Genomic DNA, 16386 nt, shown 5'->3' on the forward strand with positions numbered 1-16386 from the left:
GGCGCACGGCCTCTTCAACGGCGATTTCGTCAAAGGGGTTCATGCTCATCTTCACGTTGGCGATGTCCACACCCGTGTTGTCCGACTTCACGCGGACCTTCACGTTGTAGTCCACCACGCGCTTGACAGGGACCAAGACCTTCATTGCTGCGGCTCCTAGAGAGTTGGTTGAATTGACGTTTACGTAAACTAGAACATTCTATGTCGCACTGCAGCGAAAGCGCTACGGAGCCACCACACAGACTGCACAATCACAAAAAAGAACGATCGTGCTTTTTGTGGATTATAGGCGAGTGCACAAGGCCAGTGTCTAGAGTGGGCTGTCGCCTGCGCTACCGGCCTCCCACCGGGACATCGGCGTGCCCCCGGCTCAGCCCGCAGAAGCGGGTGCTGGCGCGGGAGTCCCGCCCGGCGACATCGCAGCCGGGACTGCGCCATCGACCTGGACATGCATGACCCGCTGCGGGTAAGGGATTTCGATCTGGTGGGCCCGCAGCGCACTCAGGATGGCCCGGTTGATATCCGAACGCAGTCCCAACGACCCGTTTTCAGGGTCCGCAATCCAGAACCCCACGGTGAACTCCAGCCCATCGGCCCCAAAGGCCGATAGCGCCGCGCTGGGGGCCGGGTCGCGCAGCACGCGCGGGCTGACCAGGGCGGCATTGGTGAGCAACTGGGCCACCTGGTCCACATCGCTCTCATAGGCAACGCTGACCACGGTGGACATCCACACCCGGGGGTCGCTGAGCGACAGGTTCTCTATCCGTTGGGTAATGAGCATCTCGTTGGGCACGATGGACTCCCGGCCAGACGATGAGCGGATGACGGTGTAGCGGGCGTTGATCTGCGTGATGCGCCCCTCGAAGTTGTCGAGCTTGACGTTGTCACCAATGCGCATGCTGCGCTCAGCCAGGATCACAAAGCCACTGACATAGTTGGCAGCCAGCTTCTGCAGGCCAAAGCCAATGCCCACGCCGACCGCACCACCCAGCACCGACAGCGCAGTCAGGTCGATGCCCACCGACGACAGGGCCACCAGCAAGCCCACAAATACCAGCAGCGCCCGTACCGCATTGCTGACTGCCTTGCGCAGCGACAGCTCGGCCCCCGTGGCCGAGCGCAGCAGGCGCGACTCGATGGCCGCCGAGATCCACAAGGCAATCAGCAGCACCGCTGCGGCGGTGACCGCCCCTTCGATGATGGTGCGCACCGACAGCGTCGCCCCGCCCACCTTCCAGTGAATCTGGTCCAGCTCGTCCAGCACCAGCGGCAGCAGCCCGGTGACCCACAGCACCATGCCCAGCCACGCCATCCAGGAGATGGAGCGCTCGATGGGCCGCACCCAGGCAGCATCCGGATAGGCCACCTGCAGCACCTTCACGCCGATGCGAATGACCACCAGCGCTACCAGCACGGGGATCGCAATCTTGAACGCGGCCAGCGCCACCCAGTGGTGCAGCAGGGTGCGCGCGATGTAGGCCAGACTCAGTAGCACCAGCGGGAACAGCGCGCCATCCACAATCCGCACCCCAAAGAGGATGGAGCGCGGGTCGCCCCGGCGCAGGCCGCGCTGCAGCAGCGCCACCAGCCCCCAGGCCAGGCCCACGCAGACGACCAGAACGGCCAGCTCCACCAGCACCGTGGGGCTGAGAAAGGCCTGCACCCACAGGCCCACGTCGTCGAGCATCGGCTTGTCCATCGTGCCGTGCCTCAACGCTTCCAGGCGGGCTGGCGCTTCTCGGCAAACGCACGGGCGCCCTCCTGGGCGGCCTCGTCCATCATGTTGGTGGCCATGGTCTGGCCGGCCAGCTGGTAGGCTGCATCGATGCCCAGCTCGCGCTGCTGGTACACCAGCGCCTTGCCCATGGCCACAGCCACGCGCGGCTTCTGCAGGATAGATTGCACCAGTTGCTCGACCTCGGCATCCAGCGCATCGGCGGGCACGACGCGGTTCACCAGCCCTTGCGCCAGCGCGGTGGGCGCATCGATGAAATCACCGGTGAGCAGCATTTCCATCGCCCGCTTGGCAGGCAAGTTGCGCACCAGCGGCACACTGGGCGTGGCACAGAAAAGGCCGTAATGAATGCCGCTGGTGGCAAAGCTCGCGCTGTCGGCCGCCACGGCCAGATCACACTGCGCCACCAGCTGGCACCCCGCAGCCGTCGCCATGCCCTGCACCCGCGCAATGACGGGCACGCTGAGCTTGTGGATGGTCAGCATCATGCGGCTGCACTGCGCAAAGAGCTTCTGGTAGTAAGCCAGCTCTGGGTGGGCCGCCATGTCCTTGAGGTTGTGGCCCGCGCAAAACGCCTTGCCGGCTGCCGCCAGCACCACCACACGCACCGATTCGTCGCGGCCCGCATCGTCGAGCGCCTGCTGCAGTGCTGTGAGCATCTCGCTGCCCAGCGCGTTGAAGCGGGTGGGGTCGTTCAGGGTCAGGGTGACCACGCCGCGTGTGTCGCGGGCAATATGCAGCAGCTCATGGGAATTCGTCATCATTCTTCTCCAGTGTTTTGCACGACCGGCACCGCCGAGACTGGCGCGTCTCCAGGCCATCGCCACCAAGCAGGCGGCCTGTCAGAGCGCAGGTGCTCCAGGCTGAGAGGGCTTACAAGTCGGCTAGAACCCGCAGATGCGCCTCCACGCTGCGCGCCAGCGGGCCCATCACGTAGCCCCCCTCCAGGCAAGACACGATGCGCCCCTTGGAGTAGCGCCGAGCCACATCCTTCACGCGCTGGGTGATCCAGGTGTAGTCCTGCTCGGTCAGGCCCAGCTGGCCCATGTCGTCCTCGCGGTGGCCGTCAAAGCCAGCACTCACAAAAATCATCTCGGGCTTGAAGGCCTCCAGCCGGGGCATCCACATCATCTCGATGATCTCCCGGATGTCCATGCCGCGCGTGTACGCGGGCACCGGCACGTTGACCATGTTGGGGGCCGGGTCGTGGTCGCCGCTGTAGGGGTAGAACGGGTGCTGGAAGATGCTGACCATCAGCGCGCGCGGGTCATTGGCCAGGATGTCTTCGGTGCCATTGCCGTGGTGCACGTCAAAGTCCACCACCGCCACCCGCTGCAGGTTGTAGCGCTGCAGCGCATATTTGACCGCCACCGCCACGTTGTTGAAAAAACAAAAGCCCATCGCCTTGTCGCGGCAGGCATGGTGCCCCGGGGGGCGCACGGAACAGAATGCGTTTTCGACCTCGCCCGCCATCACCGCATCGGTGGCGGCCAGCGCGGCACCTGCGGCGCGCAAGGATGCCTTCCAGGTATGGGCGTTGATGGAGGTGTCGGTGTCGATCTGCGCGTAGCTCGGGCCGCCGGCCATCAGCTCTTCATTCAGCCGGTCGGACAGGCCGCGCAGCGCCGCAATGTGCATGCGGCCATGGGCCAGTTCGATGTCGGCCAGTGAGGCTTCGGGCGCCTCGTAGCGCTCCAGCGCATCCCCCACGCCGGTGACCAGCAAACGGTCTTCAATCGCATCCAGCCGCTCGGGGCATTCGGGGTGGCCCGGGCCCATCTCGTGCTTCCAACAATCCCGGTGGGTGAAATAGCCCGTCTTGCTCACAGTCTTGTCCCCGCGTCTCGCATTTTTTGCCGTTTTTCGGATAACGTCGTGCCATGAATGCACAGCACAAGATCAAATCGCTCCTGGATCAGCTTAACACGGTGATCGTGGGCAAAAAGGCCCAGGTTCAGGACTGCGTGGCCTGCCTGCTGGCGGGGGGGCACCTGCTCATCGAAGACGTGCCCGGCGTGGGCAAGACCACCCTGGCGCACGCGCTGTCACACACCTTCGGGCTGCAGTTCTCGCGCGTCCAGTTCACTGCTGACCTGATGCCCAGCGACCTGACCGGCGTGTCGGTGTACGAACGAGGCAAGGAAGCCTTTGTGTTTCACCCCGGCCCGGTGTTTGCCCAGGTGCTGCTGGCCGACGAGATCAACCGCGCCAGTCCCAAAACGCAGAGCGCCCTGCTCGAAGCCATGGAAGAAAAGCAGGTCTCGGTCGAGGGCGAAACCCGCGCACTGCCCCACCCGTTCTTCGTGATCGCTACCCAGAACCCGCACGACCAGCTCGGCACCTTTGCGCTGCCCGAGTCGCAGCTTGACCGCTTCTTGATGCGCATCTCCATCGGCTACCCCGACCGCGCCGCCGAGCGCCTGCTGTTGTCGGGCGACGACCGGCGCGACATGGTGAGCAGCCTGCTGCCGCTGCTTTCGGCCGAGGAGCTGACCGAGCTGCAGCGCCAGGTGCAGGCCGTGCACACCGCCGATCCGCTGCTCAACTATGTGCAGGACCTGATCGCCGCCACCCGCTCGGGCCGCTGGTTCTTGCAGGGCCTGTCGCCTCGCGCGGGCATTGCCCTGCTGCGCGCGGCCAAGGCCCAGGCCCTCATCAGCGGACGCGACTATGTGGCGCCCGACGATGTGCAGGCCGTGCTGCCGCAGACCATTGCCCACCGCCTGGTGCCCGTGGGCGACGCCGGGCGCGGCGCAGTCGAGCAGGTGCGCGCCATGGTCGATGCCGTGCCGCTGCCCTGACAGATGGAATCCGCCGCCCACCCTTCCCTCACCACGCCCACGGGCTGGCGCGGCCTGGCCGCGCGGCTCAGCCCCGCGGCACGCCTTCGCAGGCGATTCCAGCGCTGGTGGCAGGCACGCCTGCCGCTGTCCGACACGCTGCAGCTCACCCAGCGCAATGTCTACATACTGCCTACCAGCTCGGGCTGGATGCTGGCGCTCACGCTCGTGGTGCTGCTGGTGGCCTCCATCAACTACCAGCTCAACCTGGGCTACCTGCTGACCTTTTTGCTGGCCGGCAGCGCGGTGGTGGGTATGCACATTTGCCACGCCAACCTGCGCGGGCTGACGCTGCACCTGAAGGCCCCTGAGCCACATTTTCTGGGCACCAGCACGGCGTTTGAGATCCAGTTGTCCAGTGATCGCAAGTCGCCGCGTTATGGCATTGCCCTGGCCGTGCACGGCACCGGCAAGGCCGAGCACCACTGGGCCTGGACCGACGTGCCCGCTCAAGGCCAGGCCAGCGTGCAGGTGGCCTTCCAGCCCGGGCGCCGGGGGCTGCACCGCGTGCCCACCCTGACGGCCGAGACGCGGTTTCCGCTGGGCACCTTCCGCGTATGGACCTATTGGCGCCCCGCTGCCGAGGTGCTGGTGTACCCCGCGCCCGAGGTGCCGCCACAACCCCTGCCGCCGGGCGAGCCCCGCGCCGGGGGCACGGGTCATGCGCCGTCGCAGGGCATTGGCGAATTCGACGGCGTGCGGGCCTACCGGCGGGGCGACCCGCTCAAACTGGTGGTCTGGAAGAAGGCCGCCAAGTCGCTGGCCACTGGCACCGACGACCTGGTGAGCCGCGATGCGCAGCAGGCCCAGCGGCACGAGCTGTGGCTGGATCTGGCCCACGCCGCGCTGCCCAACCACGAGGCACGCGTGTCGCGCCTGACGGCCTGGGTGCTGCAGGCCGACCGCCTGGGCCTGGACTATGGCCTGCGCCTGCCCGGCACCGAGATCGCACCCGACACCGGGGCAACCCACCGCAGGCGCTGCCTGGAGGCCTTGGCGCTGTGTTAACCCGCCGCCGCTTATTTCAGTCCATATTGGCCTCAAGCGCATGTTCATATTGCCTCAGAAGCTATCAAATACATAGCAAAATGAAATCCATCGCCCTCCACCCCGCCGCGCAGCCATGAGCCTGCGCCAGACGCTCCACGCACTGCCGCGCGACGCGCGCGACACGCTGTTTCTGCTCGTCGTGATTGCGTGGGTCATCGCCCCGCAGGTCAACGTTTTGCCCGCATGGGCAAGCCTGCTGGCGGCCGGGCTGATGCTGTGGCGCGGCTGGCTGGCCTTCAAGGGCCGCCCACTGCCGACGCGCTGGGTGCTGGCCGTTCCGCTGGTGATCGCGGTGGCGGGCACGCTGTACACCCACCGCACCATCCTGGGCCGCGATGCCGGGGTGACGCTGATCGTGATGCTGCTGGCGCTCAAGATGCTGGAGCTGCGCGCACGGCGCGATGCGCTGGTGGTGTTCTTCCTGGGCTTCTTCACGATGCTCAGCAACTTCTTCTTCTCGCAGTCGCTGTTCACGGCCGCTGCCATGCTGGTGGCCCTGCTGGGGCTGCTCACGGCCCTGGTCAACGCACACATGCCCGTGGGGCGCCCTCCGCTGTCGCAGGCACTGCGCACCGCAGGCACCATGGCCCTGCTGGGCGCGCCCATCATGGCGGCGCTGTTCATGCTGTTCCCGCGCATGGCGCCCCTGTGGGGCATGCCCAGCGACACCATGAGCGGGCGCAGCGGCCTGTCCGGCGTGATGAAGGTGGGCAACATTGCCGAGCTGGCGCTGGACGACACGGTGGCCATGCGCGTGCGGTTTGACACCCCTGACGGCGCCGCGCCACCGCAGAGCGACCTGTACTTCCGTGGCCCGGTGTTCGGCACCTTCGATGGTGTCGAATGGCACCCGGTGTCGCCCCGCCCGGGCGATTATTCGCAGGCACGCGCCAACACTGTCGCCAATCTGCGCGTGCAAGGCCAGCCCGTGCGCTACGAGGTCACGCTGGAGCCTCACCAGCGCCCCTGGCTGCTGCTGCTGGATGCTGCGGTGGACAAGCCCGCCGTGGCCGGCATGGACACCTTCATGACGCAGGACCTGCAGTGGCTGACCACCCGCGCCGTGACGGATGTGGTGCGCTACAAGGCCGAAAGCTACACGCAGTTTGCCCACGGCCCCAGCACCCCCAACGCCGCTCTGCGCACCTACACCGAGCTGCCCACCGGTTTCAACCCCCGCACGCTGGCACTGGCCCAGCAAATGCGCAACGACCCCGCACTCAACCCCAACCCGGCGCAGGACAACACCGAGGCGCTGGTCAATGCCGCCCTGACCCGCCTGCGTACCGGCGGATATGTCTACACGCTGGAGCCCGGCGCGTACGGCCAGCACACGGCCGACGAGTTCTGGTTTGACCGCAAGGAAGGGTTTTGCGAGCACATTTCCTCGGCCTTTGTGGTGCTGATGCGTGCGCTCGACATCCCAGCTCGCATCGTCACCGGCTACCAGGGTGGCGACCGCAACCCCGTGGACGGCATATGGACCGTGCGCCAAAGCGATGCCCACGCCTGGGCCGAAGTCTGGCTGGCCGGCCGGGGCTGGGTGCGGGTGGACCCCACGGGTGCCGTGTCGCCCGGCCGCACCGGGGCCTTTCAGCGGCTGCGCGCTCCCCAGGGGGCCTTTGCCACCGCCATGGGCACGGTCATCAGCCCGGGCCTGGCGCAGAACCTGCGCGCCGTGTGGGAGGCCGTCAACAACAGCTGGAACCAGTGGGTACTCAACTACACGCAAAGCCGCCAGCTGGACCTGCTCAAGTCCCTGGGCTTTGAGTCGCCCAGCTGGCAGGACCTGACCATGGTGCTGGGCATCCTGATCATCGTGGCGGCCCTCGGGGGCATGGGCTGGAGCCTGTGGGAGCGCAGCCAGCACGACCCCTGGCTGCGTCTGCTGGCACGCGCGCGCCAGCGCCTGGCCCGCGCCGGGCTGGTGGTGCCCGACACCTTGCCGCCCCGGGCCATGGCCGAGCGGGTACAGGCACAATTCGGCGCACCCGCTGCGGCGGTGGCCGACTGGCTGCTGCGGCTGGAGCGCGTGCGCTATGCCCCCCACCCGGAGGCCGCGCTGGGCGACTTGCGTCGGGAGTTCCGCAGCATCGCCTGGCCGAAGCAGTGAATCATCCCCGGAGCGGCTGCGCCGCTTCCCCCCAAGGGGGACGATGCCCTCGATGAGGGGCGGCCCTTGCTTGGCATTCCTGGTCTTGGAGCGCGCCGGTATCGGGCGCTACAGGGAGCCACAACATGACGAACCATTGACATGAAGAAGACAGCACCATGGACCGCAGCAGCTATTTTTTTGATAGCTGCCTGTGCATTACCCGTCAGCGCAAAGCCCGAAAAACAACCCAAATCAGCAGCCCAAAAGGCTCACGCCAAAGCCGGCCAGGCCCCCCAGGGGCGGGCCAGTGCCAAGGCACCGGTGCTCTACGCATCGCGCCCCGAGGCCATGGAGTTTGCCGACGACCTGGCCACGCGCCGCGACCTGGACCGCGAATGGGTGCGTCAGGCCATCGGCCAGGCGCATTTTCTGCCCCAGGTGCCACGCCTCATGCTGCCGCCGGCCAAGGGAACGGCCAAGAACTGGCGCGTTTACCGCAGCCGCTTCATCGACCCCATCCGCATCCGTGCAGGCGTGCGCTTCTGGCAAGAGAACCAGGCCACGCTGGAGCGTGCCGAACGCGAGTTTGGCGTGCCCGCCGAGATCATCGTGGGCATCATCGGGGTGGAGACCATCTACGGCCAGCAGATGGGCACCTTCCGCGTGATGGACGCGCTGGCCACCCTGGCGTTCGACTTCCCCTCCGCCCACCCGCGCGCCAAGGAGCGCACCGAATTCTTCCGCCGCGAGCTGGAGCAGTTCCTGAGCCTCACCAACCGCAGCAACACCGACCCGTTTGAGCCACGCGGCAGCTACGCGGGCGCCATGGGTCTGGGCCAGTTCATGCCATCGAGCTGGGTGCGCTACGCGGTGGACTTCGACGGCGACGGCCGCGTGGACCTGTTCAAGAGCCCGGCCGATGCCATTGGCTCGGTGGCCAACTACTTCCGCGGCCACGGCTGGACGCCCGGCATGCCCACGCACTTTGGGGTGCAGTTCGACAATGCGCGCCTGCAGCTGGACGACCTGCTCGCCCCCGACATCCTGCCCACCTTCAGTGCCGCCAGCATGTTGGCCAAGGGCGCTGTGCTGGATGCCCAGGGCGTGCAGCACACGGGCCCGCTGGCGCTGGTGGAACTGCAAAACGGCAACGATGCGCCCAGCTACGTGGCGGGCACCGAGAACTTCTACGCCATCACCCGCTACAACTGGTCCAGCTACTACGCCATGGCGGTGATCGAGCTGGGCCGCGAGGTGGCGGCAGCGCGCTGATGGCGAACCCCTGCGCTGCTAACCAAACACCTACCGGCTGAACCCGGAGGTTTCTGCGGGCACGGAGCCCCTGCCCTGCACGCTTGCGCAAGTCAGTCCACAATGCCCGACTCCGACCGCTTGCACAGCGGCCCGGCCACGGCGGAACGCCCTGGCCCTCCAAGAGAACCTTCCCCATGCCTGCATCACCTTCTCCAGCACCCGACACGGACGCCATCGTCCGCGTACGCGGCCTGAGCAAAACCTACGCCGGCGGCTTTCAGGCACTCAAGAACATCGACCTGGACATCCGGCGCGGCGAGATCTTTGCCCTGCTGGGGCCCAATGGCGCGGGCAAGACCACGCTGATCAGCGTGATTTGCGGCATGAGCAATGCCACGGCGGGCACCGTCACGGCAGATGGGCACGACACGGTACGCGACTACCGCGCAGCCCGTGCTGCGATTGGCCTGGTGCCCCAGGAGCTTCACACCGACTCGTTCGAGACCGTGTGGGCCACGGTGAACTTCAGCCGAGGGCTGTTTGGCAAGGCCCCCAACCCTGCATACATCGAGAAGATCCTCAAAGACCTGTCGCTGTGGGACAAGAAGGACAACAAGATCCTTGCGCTGTCGGGCGGCATGAAACGCCGCGTGCTGATCGCCAAGGCGCTGTCGCATGAGCCCAAGATTCTGTTCCTCGACGAACCCAGCGCGGGCGTGGATGTGGAGCTGCGCCACGACATGTGGCGCCTGGTGCGGGCGCTGCGCGACGCGGGCACCACCATCATCCTGACCACCCACTACCTGGAAGAAGCCGAGGACATGGCCGACCGCATCGGCGTGATCCGCAAGGGCGAGTTGATCGTGGTGGAAGATAAGGCCGTGCTGATGCGCAAGCTGGGCAAGAAAGCGCTGGCCATCACGCTGCAGCAGCCTATGGAGCAGGTGCCCGCATCGCTCGCCCGCTGGCCCCTGGCGCTGAGCCAGGGTGGCACCGTGCTGACCTACACCTTCGACACGCAGCGGGAAGACACCGGCATCGCCGCCCTGCTGCGCGCCCTGACGGAGCACGGCATCGACTTCAAGGACCTGCATTCCAGCGAGAGCTCGCTCGAAGACATCTTCGTGAGCCTGGTGCACCAGGACATGGCCCCCACCCCTTCGGCCCAGAAAGCGATTCCTGCATGACCGGTGTGAACCTGCATGGCGTGCGCGCCATCTACCGCTTTGAGATGAACCGAGCCTTCCGCACCTGGATGCAGAGCCTCATTGCGCCCGTGCTGACTACCGCGCTGTACTTCATCGTCTTCGGCTCCGCCATCGGCTCGCGCATGGGTGACATCGGCGGGGTGAGCTATGGCGCCTACATCATCCCCGGCCTGCTCATGCTGTCACTGCTCTCCGAGAGCATTTCCAACTCGGCCTTCGGCATCTACATGCCCAAGTGGTCAGGCACCATCTACGAGCTGCTGAGCGCGCCGGTCAACTGGGTGGAGGTGCTGCTGGGCTATGTGGGCGCAGCGGCCAGCAAGTCGCTGCTGGTGTCGGTGCTCATCCTGTCCACCGCCCGGGTGTTCGTTCCGTACGAGGTGGCGCACCCGGTGTGGATGGTGGGCTTTCTGGTGCTTACGGCCGTCGCGTTCTGCCTGTTCGGCTTCCTGATCGGCCTGTGGGCCGACAGCTTTCAGAAGCTGCAGGTGATCCCGCTGCTGGTGATCACGCCGCTCACCTTTCTGGGCGGAGCGTTTTACAGCATCAGCATGCTGCCGCCGTTCTGGCAGACCGTCTCGTTGTTCAACCCGGTGGTGTATCTCATCAGCGGGCTGCGGTGGGCGTTCTACGGCCACGCCGATGTGCACATCGCGGTGAGCACCAGCATGACGCTGGTGTTCATGGCCCTGTGCCTCACCGTAGTGTGGTGGGTGTTCAAGACAGGCCACCGCATCCGGCGCTGAGCGCGATCACCCCAGTCGGCCCGGCCGCCCGGGGCGGACCCACGCATCAGTAGCGCTGCATCAATAACGCTGCATTTGGCAGCTGTGCGGCTGCTGCGCCTTCGCCGCTGCAATCTGCCGCACCACGCGGAAGCCGTAGCCCGAGCCTTCCACGTCGAACTTCACGCCGGGCGCGCCCTTCTTGTCCATCACGCCCACCGCCAGGGCCTGCTGGAACTGGTGGTCGGCCGCGCGCATGGTGCCGCCCTGGCCGGCCAGCTGCACGTTGGCCGATTCCATCTGGCGCGCAATGGCCACCACATCAGTGCTGCCCGCACGCTCGATGGACTGGGCCAGTGCCTCCACCATCAGTTGCATGCGCATGTGCACATAGTCGTCCTGCGGCTTGGGAAAGCGTGTACGAAAGGACTGGTAGAACGCCTCGCTCTGCGCCCCCGGCACGTTGGGCAGCCAGTCGGCCACGGCCACCACCTTGCCGACGCCGGCGTCGCCAATCGCAGCGGGCGCACCCAGCGCGTTGCCGTAGAAGGTGTAGAAGCTGCCCTCGTAGCCCACGTCCCGCGCGGCCTTGATCAGCAGCGTGAGATCGTTGCCCCAGTTGCCGGTGACCACGGCCTGTGCGCCGCTGCTCTTGATCTTGACGGCGTAGGGCGCAAAGTCCTTCACGCGGCCGATGGGGTGCAGCTCTTCGCCCACCACCGCCACATCGGGGCGCTGGGCAGCCAGCTGCTTCTTGGCCTCGCGCAGCACGGCCTGGCCAAAGCTGTAGTCCTGGCCGATGAGGTAGACGCTCTTCAAGGCCTTGTCCTCGCGCATCACCTCCATCAGCGCGGCCATGCGCATGTCGGCATGGGCATCAAAACGGAAGTGCCAGAAGCTGCACTTCTCGTTGGTGAGGATGGGGTCCACCGCCGAGTAGTTGAGGAACAGCACGCGCTTGTTCGGCTCGCGCTCGTTGTGCTTGTTGATGGCCTCGATCAGCACGGCGGCCGTGGACGACGAATTGCCCTGCAGGATGACCTGCGCACCATCGTCAATCGCGGCGCGCAGCGCGGACAAGGCCTCTTCGTTCTGGCCCTTGCTGTCGTAGCGCTCCAGCACCAGCGGGCGGGGGCCGCCGCTGCTGGCAGGCAGCTGCACGCCGCCGCGTGCGTTCACGCGCTCCATGGCCCAGTAGATATTGCGGTACACAGCCTCGCCCGTGTTGGCAAAAGGGCCCGACAGGCTTTCGATGAGCGCCAGCTTGACCGGCCTGGCCTGGGCCACGGCTGCCGAGGGCGGGGTCTGCGCTTGCGCGGCAGGCGCCAACGCCACGGCGCCTGCAAGGGCCACTGCGGCTGCCCAAACGGTGTGACGTAATGCCGCAGCGCCTGATTTCAAGCCCACAGATTGCAATTTATTCATGGCATTTTTCCCTTGAAATGCGGCGTGGCCGCACACACCTCTCTGCCATGCGGCGACCACGTCGAGAGCCGCGCAGTGTATAGGAGTTACCCATGATCTTCGCCCCCGTGATCCGCCGCGCAGCTTATGCCCAAGCCCCCCGTTCCGCCGACCTGGCGCTGCAACGTTTTCTGATGGGCGCGCTGGCACAGCCTGCCGCAGCACCCGCTGCGGGCTGCACCGTGACGCAGGACGAAAAGGCCACCACCTTGCAGCTGGACGTACCCGGCCTGGCCCGCGAACAGCTCTCGATCAGCATCGAAGGCCAGGTGGTGCAGGTGCAAAGCGTGGAAGGCGCACCGCGCAAGGTGCAGCGCGCGTGGGAGCTGCCCACCGAGATCGATGCCAGCGCCAGCACCGCCAAGCTGGAAAACGGCGTGCTGACCCTGACGCTGGTCCGCCTGGAGCCCGTGAGCAAGGCCACCACGCTGACCATTCACTGAAGCCAGCCGCTCCCAAGGCGATGGCGCATGACGGCCATCGCTATATTTTCAATAGCAATCAAGGCATGATGCACTAGCGCTTCATGCCTTTTTTGCTTGTTTTTTCTTCCAGGGCACCCGGTCAGACGCCATTCGGCAGCCAGCCCACGGCCTTGCTCACTCGTGCCGTAGCGCATCGATGGGGTCCATGCGTGCCGCGCGCCGCGCCGGGAAGTAGCCAAACACCACACCGATCCCGGCCGAAAACACAAACGACAGCAGGTTCACGCCAGGGTTGAACAGGTAGGGCACCCCCATCAGCCCCGATAGCGCCAGGGACGCGCCCGTGGCCAGCAAGATGCCGATGAGCCCACCCAGCGCGGCCAGCACCACGGCCTCAATCAGGAACTGCAGCAACACCTCGCGCTCCAGCGCGCCAATGGCCAGGCGCAGGCCAATCTCGCGCGTGCGCTCGGTCACGCTCACCAGCATGATGTTCATGATGCCGATGCCGCCCACCAGCAGGCTCACGGCTGCCACGGCGCCCAGCAGCGTGGTCAACACCTTGGTAGTGCCCGAGAGCGTGTCGGCCAGCTGCTTGGTGTCGAGCACGTTGAAGTTGTCTTCGTCCGAGTCCGACAGCTTGCGCAGCTCGCGCAGCAACTGCGTGAGGCTGGCCTTCACCCGCTCGGGGTCGCTGCCGTCCTTCATCGACACCAGCAGCGTGTTCACCCGCGTGTTGCCCGTCACGCGGCGCTGCAGCGTGCGCAGGGGCACCAGCACGGTGTCGTCCTGGTCGTTGCCAAACGCGCCCTGCCCTTTGGACGCGAGCACACCCACCACCTCGCACGAAAACGCCTTCACGCGCAGCTGGCCGCCCACGGCATCGGCGGTACCAAACAGCTCGCGCCGCACGGTCTCGCCGATCAGGCAGACGGCGGCACCCGCGCGCAATTCGGCGTCGGTAAAGACGCGGCCAGTGCGCACCGTCCAATTGCCGGTCTCCAGCCAGGCGTTGGTGCTGCCGATCACGCTGGTCGTCCAGTTGCGCCCGCCCACCACCGCCGTGGCGGCGGCACGCGCCTCGGGCGCCACGGCCAGGATGCCGCCGATCTGCTGCGCGATCATGTCGGCATCGGTGTCCTTGAAGGCCGGGGCGCCGGTGCCACCGCCGGGCCCCATGCGCTGGCCGGGGCGTACCTGCAGCAGGTTGGTGCCCAGGCCCGATATCTGGTTCTGGATGGCCAGGGTGGCGCCGTTGCCCAGCGTGACCATGGTGATCACCGCGCTCACGCCGATCACGATGCCCAGGATGGTGAGGAAGGAGCGCATGAGATTGCGCCGGATGGAGCGCAGCGCCAGCAGCAGGGTGTTGAGCAGCATCAGTGGCCTCCTGCGTCCGAACTACTGACCACAGCCGCTGCGTTCGATCCCGCGTCAGCATCCAACCCCTTGGGGTGCGGGTTGGCCGCATCGCTGTCCACCACACCATCCACAAACCGCACGATGCGCCGCGCGTACTGCGCCATGTCGGGCTCGTGCGTGACCATCAGCACGGTGATGCCGTGGTCGGAGTTCAGGCGCCACAGCAGTTCCATGATCTCGAAGCTGCGCTGGGTGTCGAGGTTGCCGGTGGGCTCGTCGGCCAGCAGCACATCGGGCTCGGTGACGATGGCGCGCGCAATAGCCACGCGCTGCTGCTGCCCGCCCGACAGCTCGGCAGGCGTGTGGTGCTCCCAGCCCTTGAGGCCCACCGCATCCAGTGCCCGGGCCGCCGCCGCGTGGCGTGCCGCTGCGGATTCGCCCCGGTACAGCAGGGGCAGCTCCACATTCTCTTGCGCCGAGGTACGCGCCAGCAGGTTGAAGCCCTGGAACACAAAGCCAAAGTAGCGCCGCCGCAGCCGCGCCCGCTCGTCGCGCGAGAGCGATTCCACGTGCACGCCTTTGAACAGATACTCGCCCGTGGTGGGCCGGTCCAGGCAGCCCAGCGTGTTCATGGCGGTGGACTTGCCCGAGCCGCTGGGGCCCATGATGGCCACAAAGTCACCCGGCGCGATGTCCAAGTCCACGCCCTTGAGCGCCTGAAAGGCCAGCGCCCCTTCGCCATAGACCTTGGTCACGCCGCGCAGGCGGATGAGGGGAGTGTCGCCCGCCACGCTCATGGCTTGGCCCCTGCCGCGCGCTGGTCGGTGATCACGGCCATGCCAGGGGTCAGGCCCTCGCCGCTGACCTCGGTATGGCGGCCGTCGCTGATGCCCACCTGCACATCGATGGGCTTGGCAGCACCGTCTTGCAGCACCCACACCTGCCGCGTCTTGCCCGCACCATCGCCTGCCTCTGCACCTGCACCCGGCTTGCGTGGACCCGAGCCCGAGCGGGGCATGCGCGGCATGAGCTGCGACATGATGCCGCCACCACTGCCGCTGCCCGATGCGGCAGGCTTGGCGCCACCCGCCCCGGGCTTCGCATCGCCCCCGGCAGCCTGAGCGGGCGTGAAGCGCAATGCCGTGTTGGGCACCAGCAGCACGTCCTTGCGCTCGGTGGACGTAATGGTGGCCGCCGCCGTCATGCCAGGGCGCAGGCTCATGTCGCTGTTGTTCACCTCCAGCCAGGTGATGTAGGTCACCACGTTGTCCGTCTTGGTGGAGCCAAACGACACGCGCGTGACCTGGGCCGGATAGCGGCGCGAGGGATAGGCGCTGACTGTGAAGCTCGCGTCCTGCCCCACCTTGACCGAGCCCACATCGGCCTCGTCCACGCTCACATCCAACCGCAGCCGCGTGAGGTCTTCGGCCACGGTGAACAAAGTCACCGCCTGCAACGATGCAGCCACTGCGTTGCCAGGCTCCACCGACCGGGTGAGCACCACGCCGTCGATGGGCGAGCGGATGGAGGCCTTGGACAGGTTGGTCTCGTCGGTGGACAGCGCAGCACGGGCGTCTTCCACCGTGGCACGTGCGCTGGTTTCGTCGGCGCGGGCGCGGTCCAGCGTGGCGCGGCCTGCGTCCAGCTCGGAGGCCGAGGGCACCTTGCCGCCGGACAGGCGGGCCACTTCTTCGAGCCGGCCCAGGTTGGCAATGGCCTCCTTGGTGGTGGCCACGGCCTGGGCCAGGCGGGCCTGCGCCGATGCCAGCGAGGCGCGCGAGCGCAGCACCTGTGCTTCGAGCTTGGCGGTGTCCAGCTCCACCAGCAGCTGCCCCTTCTTGACCTTGTCGTTCACATCCACCAGCACATTGCGCACCGTGCCCGACAACTCGCTGCCGATGGTGACCGAGCGCGTAGGCTGCAGCGTGCCGTTGGCCGACACGGTGAGTGTGAGATTGCCCCGGCGCAACTCTTCGGTGACGTAGGTGGGTGCGGTGCTGGCGCTCTGGCGCGATTGCCAGGCATACAAGCCACCACCCACTACGACAAGCGCCGCCACTCCCAGCCACACGGTGGTGCGCTGCCACCAGCGGCGGGGCCGGTCAGCGCCGAGCAAGGCGCTCAGGTCGGCGGGGGCTGCCTTGGCGGCCTTGGAGGCGGTAGAAGTCACGGAGGTTTCGGTATGGGGCATGGGATGTGATTCAGAAAATGGGGGGGCAGGCAGCGGG

General features: G+C 66.7%; 14 protein-coding genes and 1 pseudogene. 7 read left to right on the forward strand and 8 right to left on the reverse strand.

Translation table 11 applies throughout. The features are described from left to right. The 4 genes and pseudogenes from DNK89_RS09300 to DNK89_RS09315 all read right to left on the reverse strand — a co-directional run. Window positions 1–145, reverse strand: a pseudogene (locus tag DNK89_RS09300) (electron transfer flavoprotein subunit beta/FixA family protein); the annotation flags it as partial. A gap of 225 nt (window positions 146–370) precedes the next feature. After that, the gene (locus tag DNK89_RS09305) at window positions 371–1699 is read right to left on the reverse strand and encodes a mechanosensitive ion channel family protein (RefSeq protein ID WP_110959866.1); all 1329 of its coding nucleotides are present in this window, start codon (window positions 1697–1699) and stop codon (window positions 371–373) included. An 11-nt stretch (window positions 1700–1710) separates the two neighbouring features. Next, window positions 1711–2496 carry an enoyl-CoA hydratase gene (locus DNK89_RS09310; RefSeq protein WP_203422238.1) on the reverse strand — a complete coding sequence of 262 codons (786 nt, stop codon included), beginning with the start codon at window positions 2494–2496 and terminating at the stop codon, window positions 1711–1713. A gap of 112 nt (window positions 2497–2608) precedes the next feature. Further along, window positions 2609–3562 (reverse strand): histone deacetylase family protein, encoded by a 954-nt coding sequence (locus DNK89_RS09315; protein ID WP_015015122.1) that lies wholly within the window; start codon window positions 3560–3562, stop codon window positions 2609–2611. 53 nt (window positions 3563–3615) lie between these two features. Between DNK89_RS09315 and DNK89_RS09320 the strand changes: the two genes are divergently transcribed. The 6 genes from DNK89_RS09320 to DNK89_RS09345 all read left to right on the forward strand — a co-directional run bounded on the left by DNK89_RS09320 (window position 3616) and on the right by DNK89_RS09345 (window position 10928). Next, complete coding sequence (locus DNK89_RS09320) at window positions 3616–4536, forward strand: MoxR family ATPase (RefSeq protein WP_015015123.1); 921 nt, start codon at window positions 3616–3618, stop codon at window positions 4534–4536. 3 nt (window positions 4537–4539) lie between these two features. Next, window positions 4540–5583 (forward strand): DUF58 domain-containing protein, encoded by a 1044-nt coding sequence (locus DNK89_RS09325; RefSeq protein WP_110959868.1) that lies wholly within the window; start codon window positions 4540–4542, stop codon window positions 5581–5583. Window positions 5584–5698: 115 nt separating this feature from the next. After that, complete coding sequence (locus tag DNK89_RS09330) at window positions 5699–7738, forward strand: DUF3488 and transglutaminase-like domain-containing protein (protein WP_110959869.1); 2040 nt, start codon at window positions 5699–5701, stop codon at window positions 7736–7738. Window positions 7739–7879: 141 nt separating this feature from the next. Further along, entirely contained in the window at window positions 7880–8992 is a 1113-nt protein-coding gene (gene mltB / locus DNK89_RS09335; RefSeq protein WP_110959870.1) for a lytic murein transglycosylase B, read from the forward strand. Window positions 8993–9168: 176 nt separating this feature from the next. Further along, the gene (locus DNK89_RS09340; RefSeq protein WP_110959871.1) at window positions 9169–10161 is read left to right on the forward strand and encodes an ABC transporter ATP-binding protein; all 993 of its coding nucleotides are present in this window, start codon (window positions 9169–9171) and stop codon (window positions 10159–10161) included. A gap of 5 nt (window positions 10162–10166) precedes the next feature. After that, complete coding sequence (locus DNK89_RS09345) at window positions 10167–10928, forward strand: ABC transporter permease (protein ID WP_110960358.1); 762 nt, start codon at window positions 10167–10169, stop codon at window positions 10926–10928. A gap of 60 nt (window positions 10929–10988) precedes the next feature. On the opposite strand, the gene DNK89_RS09350 is transcribed toward DNK89_RS09345, so the two are convergent. Further along, the gene (locus DNK89_RS09350) at window positions 10989–12332 is read right to left on the reverse strand and encodes a branched-chain amino acid ABC transporter substrate-binding protein (RefSeq protein WP_110959872.1); all 1344 of its coding nucleotides are present in this window, start codon (window positions 12330–12332) and stop codon (window positions 10989–10991) included. Between the two features lie 92 nt (window positions 12333–12424). On the opposite strand from DNK89_RS09350, the gene DNK89_RS09355 reads away from it, so the two are divergent. Further along, entirely contained in the window at window positions 12425–12814 is a 390-nt protein-coding gene (locus tag DNK89_RS09355; protein ID WP_099730807.1) for an Hsp20/alpha crystallin family protein, read from the forward strand. A 156-nt stretch (window positions 12815–12970) separates the two neighbouring features. On the opposite strand, the gene DNK89_RS09360 is transcribed toward DNK89_RS09355, so the two are convergent. The 3 genes from DNK89_RS09360 to DNK89_RS09370 are packed head-to-tail and all read right to left on the reverse strand — an operon-like array spanning window position 12971 to window position 16349. After that, window positions 12971–14176: an ABC transporter permease gene (locus tag DNK89_RS09360; protein WP_110959873.1), complete on the reverse strand. Its 1206-nt coding sequence runs from the start codon at window positions 14174–14176 to the stop codon at window positions 12971–12973. Next, entirely contained in the window at window positions 14176–14955 is a 780-nt protein-coding gene (locus DNK89_RS09365; protein WP_110959874.1) for an ABC transporter ATP-binding protein, read from the reverse strand. The genes DNK89_RS09360 and DNK89_RS09365 overlap by 1 nt, the downstream gene beginning before the upstream one ends. Beyond that, a complete protein-coding gene (locus DNK89_RS09370) occupies window positions 14952–16349 on the reverse strand; it encodes an efflux RND transporter periplasmic adaptor subunit (RefSeq protein ID WP_110959875.1) in 1398 nt (465 codons plus the stop codon). Before DNK89_RS09370 ends, DNK89_RS09365 begins: the two co-directional genes overlap by 4 nt. Window positions 16350–16386 lie beyond the last annotated feature (37 nt).

The sequence above is a fragment of the Acidovorax sp. ST3 genome (assembly GCF_003231145.1).
Taxonomy (GTDB): Bacteria; Pseudomonadota; Gammaproteobacteria; order Burkholderiales; family Burkholderiaceae_C; genus Acidovorax.